6 protein-coding genes and 1 pseudogene are annotated in these 5,339 nt (G+C 61.7%); 3 read left to right on the top strand and 4 right to left on the bottom strand.

Features of this window, described 5'->3' with window-relative positions:
* Positions 1-472: pseudogene (gene glyA / locus WEA77_RS04900) on the bottom strand (serine hydroxymethyltransferase); the annotation flags it as partial.
* 215 nt (positions 473-687) lie between these two features.
* On the opposite strand from glyA, the gene WEA77_RS04895 reads away from it, so the two are divergent.
* Entirely contained in the window at positions 688-1,086 is a 399-nt protein-coding gene (locus WEA77_RS04895; protein WP_368066744.1) for a MucR family transcriptional regulator, read from the top strand.
* Between the two features lie 18 nt (positions 1,087-1,104).
* Here WEA77_RS04895 and hemA read toward each other — a convergent pair whose 3' ends face one another.
* Entirely contained in the window at positions 1,105-2,322 is a 1,218-nt protein-coding gene (hemA, locus tag WEA77_RS04890; RefSeq protein ID WP_368066743.1) for a 5-aminolevulinate synthase, read from the bottom strand.
* Positions 2,323-2,425: 103 nt separating this feature from the next.
* Positions 2,426-3,217 (bottom strand): class II aldolase/adducin family protein, encoded by a 792-nt coding sequence (locus WEA77_RS04885; RefSeq protein ID WP_368066742.1) that lies wholly within the window; start codon positions 3,215-3,217, stop codon positions 2,426-2,428.
* Positions 3,218-3,364: 147 nt separating this feature from the next.
* Between WEA77_RS04885 and WEA77_RS04880 the strand changes: the two genes are divergently transcribed.
* Together WEA77_RS04880 and WEA77_RS04875 are read left to right on the top strand one after the other, a co-directional pair.
* The gene (locus tag WEA77_RS04880; RefSeq protein WP_368066741.1) at positions 3,365-4,132 is read left to right on the top strand and encodes an NAD kinase; all 768 of its coding nucleotides are present in this window, start codon (positions 3,365-3,367) and stop codon (positions 4,130-4,132) included.
* Positions 4,133-4,234: 102 nt separating this feature from the next.
* Positions 4,235-4,753 (top strand): hypothetical protein, encoded by a 519-nt coding sequence (locus WEA77_RS04875; protein ID WP_368066740.1) that lies wholly within the window; start codon positions 4,235-4,237, stop codon positions 4,751-4,753.
* Here the strand turns inward: WEA77_RS04875 and WEA77_RS04870 are convergent.
* A partial coding sequence (locus WEA77_RS04870) for an NUDIX hydrolase (RefSeq protein ID WP_368066739.1) occupies positions 4,754-5,339 on the bottom strand: 586 nt, incomplete at its 5' end.

The raw sequence follows: 5,339 nt of genomic DNA, 5'->3' as shown, positions 1-5,339 counted from the left end.
CGTACTGCACGGCGTGATAGTGCTTGCCGGAGAAGTTGGGCTTGGCGCCGTGGGTCAGGTGGCCGCCGGCGTCGAGGCTCATGCCGAGGATGGTGTCACCCGGCTTCAGCACCGCCTGGAAGACGCCCTGATTCGCCTGGCTGCCCGAGTTCGGCTGAACGTTGGCGAAGCCGCAATTGAAGAGCTTCTTAGCCCGATCGATGGCGAGTTCTTCAGCGATGTCCACATATTCGCAGCCGCCATAGTAGCGCTTGCCCGGATAGCCTTCAGCATACTTATTCGTGAGGATTGACCCCTGCGCTTCCAATACTGCGCGCGAAACAATGTTTTCCGAGGCGATCAGCTCAATCTGGTGCTGCTGGCGAGTGGCCTCCTTGCCGGTGGCGGCCGCGATTTCGGGGTCGCGCTCAGCCAGGGAGGCCGTAAAAAAGCCGCCTGCAAGGGTTTGTGGGATGTGCGCCGAGTCTGCCATGAACTGCTCCGGGTCCGGTTCCCCGGGTGTTTACGCGCCTGAGCCCTGCGGGGCAACAGGGCTCATCTGATGATCAGATTTATGTGATAACTGACAAAACCCAAATATATTCACAGACTTACAGGTTAGATACTTTACGGGCCGCACCGATTACACTTAAACATTTCAATCTCTGTTTCCTGAATGTAAAAATACAGGGCCGGAAGGGGTGGCACATGAAGGAACTAGAAGAATCTGAGTTGCTCGAGATGACCGTTGAAATCGTGTCGTCGTACGTCGCCAACAATGCGTTGCAGGCGGGCGCCCTGCCCGACCTGATCAAGACCGTGCACGCGGCCATCGCTGGCCTTACGCAGCATACCGAAGCACCCATGGAAAAGCTGGAGCCGGCGATCGCAGTCGCGAAGTCGGTGACGCCGGAATACATCATCTGTCTGGAAGATGGCAGGAAGCTGAAGATGCTCAAGCGCTACTTGCGCACACGCTATGACATGACACCGGAAGAATACCGTTTGAAGTGGGCACTCCCGCCGGACTATCCGATGGTAGCGCCCAATTATGCCAAACTGCGTTCGCGCCATGCAAAGCAGATCGGCCTCGGAAAAAAGCGGTAACGGCCGCTGAGGAACCCCTCAAGCGGCCTGATCCAGCCCCAGCTGTTTCCAGACGGCCAGCAAAGCGGCGACCAACTCGTCCATCATGATCTCGTCATGTACCGGGCTCGGCGTGAAGCGCAGGCGCTCGGTGCCGCGGGGCACAGTGGGATAGTTGATCGGCTGGACGTAGATTCCGAAGTCGAACAGTAGCGTGTCTGACAGCGCCTTGCAGCGCTCCGGATCGCCGACAAGCAGCGGCACGATGTGAGAAGGCGAACCCATGACCGGCAGCCCATGCTCCTGGAACTTCTCTTTCAGCTGCGCGGCCTTCTGCTGATGGATGGCGCGCAGGCGGCGGCCTTCGTCGCTGCGCAGCTTGCGGATGCTGGCGAGCGCTCCGGCGGCCATCACAGGACAGGTCGAGGTGCTGAAGATAAAGCCGGAGGCCATCGAACGGATCGCATCGACGACAGTCGCATGGCTGGCGATATAGCCGCCCATCACGCCGTAGCCCTTGGCCAGCGTGCCTTCGATGATATCGATGCGGTCGCCGAGACCGAGCATTTCGGCAACGCCGGCGCCCTGGTCGCCGTAGAGGCCGACCGCGTGAACTTCGTCGAGATAGGTCAGTGCGTCGAACTCTTCTGCGAGGTCGCAGATTTCTTGCATGCGGCCGAAATCGCCGTCCATCGAATAGACGCTCTCGAAGGCGATCAGTTTAGGACGGGCGCCATCGTCGAGTTCAAGCAGGGCACGCAGGTGTTCGACATCGTTGTGGCGGAAGACGCGGTATTCGGCGCCGGAGCGGCGGATGCCCTCAATCATGGAGGCATGGTTCAGCGCGTCGGAATAGATGATCAGGTTTGGGAGGATCTTACCGAGGGTGGAGAGGGTCGCGTCGTTGGAGACGTAGCCGGAGGTGAAAAGGAGCGAGGCTTCCTTGCCGTGCAGGTCAGCGAGCTCGCGCTCGAGCTCGACATGGTAGCGTGTGGTGCCGGAAATGTTGCGCGTTCCGCCGGAGCCCGCACCAAAGCTGTCGATGGCTTCGTGCATGGAGGCGATGACCTCGTCGTCCTGGCCCATCGCAAGATAGTCATTGGAGCACCAGATCGTCACTTCACGCTCGCCGTCTTCCATGCGGGCGGTGGCCTTGGGGAAGCGGCCGCGATGGCGCTGGAGGTCGATGAAAACCCGGTAACGGCCCTCGCCGCGAATGCTGTTGAGGGCGCCTTCGAACGATTTGAGATGCTTCATTTGCCGCACGCTGACTTTCACTGGTGAGGGTGCTCCGCAAGGAGCCGCCGGGCCTGTTCTGAGTTTAGGCCCGGCGTTTACTTAGACTTATCCGCAAAAATACCTATGCGGCATATCCGGGCAGCTGGCGGTCCAGCTTTCGCAGGAGGGCCGGCCAGACCAGACGGTCCGTTAGGGTGGACATTCCCGAGCTGTGCTTGGTGAGGCCGCCCTGCCCGGCGACCTTGTCCTGCAGCTCTTCGCCGCACTCCAGAACGCCGTCACGACCGGCGGAAAGAGCCATGACCTGCATCTTGCAGGCGCGCTCGAGGAAGAACATGCGTGTGAAGGTCAGCGCGGCAGTTTCGCCGCAGGTCAGTGTGCCGTGGTTGCGCAGGAGCATGGAGTGCTTGTTGGGGCCGAGGTCAGCCACGAGGCGCTCGCGCTCGTCGAGGTCCAGCGCAACACCTTCATAGTCATGGTAGGCGATGTCTGCACGCACGATCATGGCCGTCTGGCTGATCGGCAGGAGGCCTTCCTTTTGCGAGGAGACGGCGACGCCTTGATCGGTGTGCAGGTGCATCACGACTGAAGCGTCTTCGCGGGCGGCGTGGATGGCCGAGTGGATGGTGAAGCCGGCCGGATTGATCATAGCGTCGGTTTCCTGGACAATATTGCCTTCCAGATCTACCTTAACGAGTGAAGATGCGGTAATTTCCTCGAATAAGTAACCGTAAGGGTTGATCAGGAAATGGTGTTCCGGGCCCGGAATCCGGTGGGAGATATGGGTGAAGATCATGTCGTCCCAGCCGTAGAGCGCGGTCAGGCGATACAGCGCGGCGAGATCGACGCGGGCTTTCCATTCCGCTTCGCTTACAGCACTGCGGATATCGATATTGGGGCTTCCATCGGCCATTTTCGTGTTTCTCCCTTTATGTCGGCGTGACTTTAACCGAACTCAGGCGGCCGCGCCAGATTAAGGTGACGGGCGTGTCAGGTTCGGATTACGCGGCTGCGGCGCGCGTCCTTGACGCCATGCTCAAAGCATTTGCAGATGCCGCCCATGGCCGACCTGAAACTCGCATTTTTCGCCTCTAAACGCCCTGAAGCGCAGCATGCCCTGCCCCTGCTGGCGGCAAAATACGGCAATGTGCCGGAGGAAGCAGCCGATGTGGTGGTCGCCCTCGGCGGTGACGGCGCCATGCTGGACACGCTCCGGCGCCGGTTTACCGACAACCGGCCGGTCTACGGGATGAACCTCGGGACCATTGGCTTCCTGATGAACGAGTACCAGGCCGAAGGCCTGCCGGATCGAATCGATGCGGCCGAGCGGGCCAGCCTGACGCCGTTGCGAATGTTCGCGGTGGACATTCACGGGACTGAACATCGGGCGCTGGCAATCAATGAAGTGTCGCTGCTGCGTCAGACCGCACAATCGGCGCGGCTCCGGATCACGGTGGATAGCCGGGTGCGCATGGAAGAGCTGGTGTGCGACGGGATAATGGTGGCCACGCCGGCGGGGTCGACCGCCTATAACCTGTCCGCCCATGGGCCGATCCTGCCGATCGGATCGAACATGCTGGCGATGACGCCGATCAGCGCCTTCCGCCCCCGGCGCTGGCGGGGCGCCCTTCTGCGCCACGATGCGCGGGTGGAGTTTCAAGTGCAGGCGCCGGACCGGCGGCCGGTTTCGGCCTCGGCGGACAATCAGGAAGTGCGCGATATCGTGCGGGTGACAGTCGAGGCAGACCACACGCGGCGGTTAACGCTGCTGTTCGATCCGGGGCACGCCCTGGACGAGCGCATTCTAACCGAGCAGTTTGCTTTTTAAGGCGTTTCACGCCGGCAGCGTCAGGTAAACGTTAAGGCTTGGCAATTAAGCCTGAAGGTCCAAGCCAAGGCCTGATTCATGTTCGGAAAACTGTTCTCTAAGATGACGCTTTCTGCCGTGACTGCGCGCCGGACCCTCCAGCCGGTGCCCGCCCCTGACATTTCGCGTGTGATAAAGACCAGTGGTCCATTCTATGCCGCGCCACTGACCGGGGCAGCGACCGAATCGCTGGCGGATGAAGCCGAGCGCGCCGTGGACAACCTGTCGGAACAATTCGAGATATGGATGCGGAAGGACCTTGAGGCCCTGCGCGCAACGTGGGGCGAAGCGCAGAAGCCGGGCGCCTGCGCCGAGGATTATCGCCAGCTCTACACCGCCGCGCACAACATTACCGGGGCAGCACCGTCCTATGGCTTCCCGGCGGTGGCGCGCCTCAGCAAGTCGCTCTGCCTGCTATTGTCGCAGACGCGGCCCGGCGGGAATGCGCCGCTGATCAACCTGCATGTCGAAGCCTGCCGCGCCGCGATTGCGGCCGGGCCGGAAGGCGACGCCAGCCATTCGGTGGCGGACGCTGTCTGCGATGCACTGGAAAGGCGCGTAGCTGCGCGGCTGACCGCCTGATCAGACGTTGACACGCGACAGGAGTTCCATCGTCTGGCCATAACCGGCCTCCTCCGGAATATACAGGCACGGCTCGCCGTCCGGCGATTTACCGACTTTCGGCAGCACACTGATGACAGGCTCCGAGCCGAACTGGCTGACCGCATGATCCACTGACGTCGCCCGGGTCAGCTTGCGCAGGTTCATCCGTGTCGGGAAAATGATGGTCGCCTTGCCATTGAGTTCCTGCGCCAGCGCTTCATCAGCCGACAGCCAGACCGCATCGGTCGTCTCGCGTCCGTCATGGGCCGCGATCTGCCAGAGCGGCGCGGGCGCGAGGTAGAAGTGGGTGTCGAAGCGTTTCGGCATCATCACGGGCGTGATCCAGTGACCGAAATGCACGAGGCTGTCGAGCGCGAGCACGAGTTCGTGTTCCCGCATCAGCGCGAGGAAGGACATCTCACCCCGGTCAACTGCACTGCGATGGGGGCTGAGCAATTCCGCAATCTCGGCGCCGACCAGCGGCGCGCCAGGACCGCGCACGGCGCGGCGGCGGGCGAGGATCAGGCCGGACTCTTCGTAGGCCTCGCGGATGGCGGCGATGCGG

It is taken from the genome of Hyphomonas sp. (assembly GCF_040882205.1).
Taxonomy (GTDB): Bacteria; Pseudomonadota; Alphaproteobacteria; order Caulobacterales; family Hyphomonadaceae; genus Hyphomonas.
Note: the sequence above shows the minus strand (reverse complement) of the source record. Positions and strands in the feature narration are given on the sequence as shown.

What these genes read in the sequence shown, in the direction of transcription:
- WEA77_RS04895 (WP_368066744.1), top strand. Translation starts at nt 688, where the DNA reads ATGAAGGAACTAGAAGAATCTGAGTTGCTCGAGATGACCGTTGAAATC.
- hemA (WP_368066743.1), bottom strand. Translation starts at nt 2,322, where the DNA reads ATGAAGCATCTCAAATCGTTCGAAGGCGCCCTCAACAGCATTCGCGGC.
- WEA77_RS04885 (WP_368066742.1), bottom strand. Translation starts at nt 3,217, where the DNA reads ATGGCCGATGGAAGCCCCAATATCGATATCCGCAGTGCTGTAAGCGAA.
- WEA77_RS04880 (WP_368066741.1), top strand. Translation starts at nt 3,365, where the DNA reads ATGGCCGACCTGAAACTCGCATTTTTCGCCTCTAAACGCCCTGAAGCG.
- WEA77_RS04875 (WP_368066740.1), top strand. Translation starts at nt 4,235, where the DNA reads ATGACGCTTTCTGCCGTGACTGCGCGCCGGACCCTCCAGCCGGTGCCC.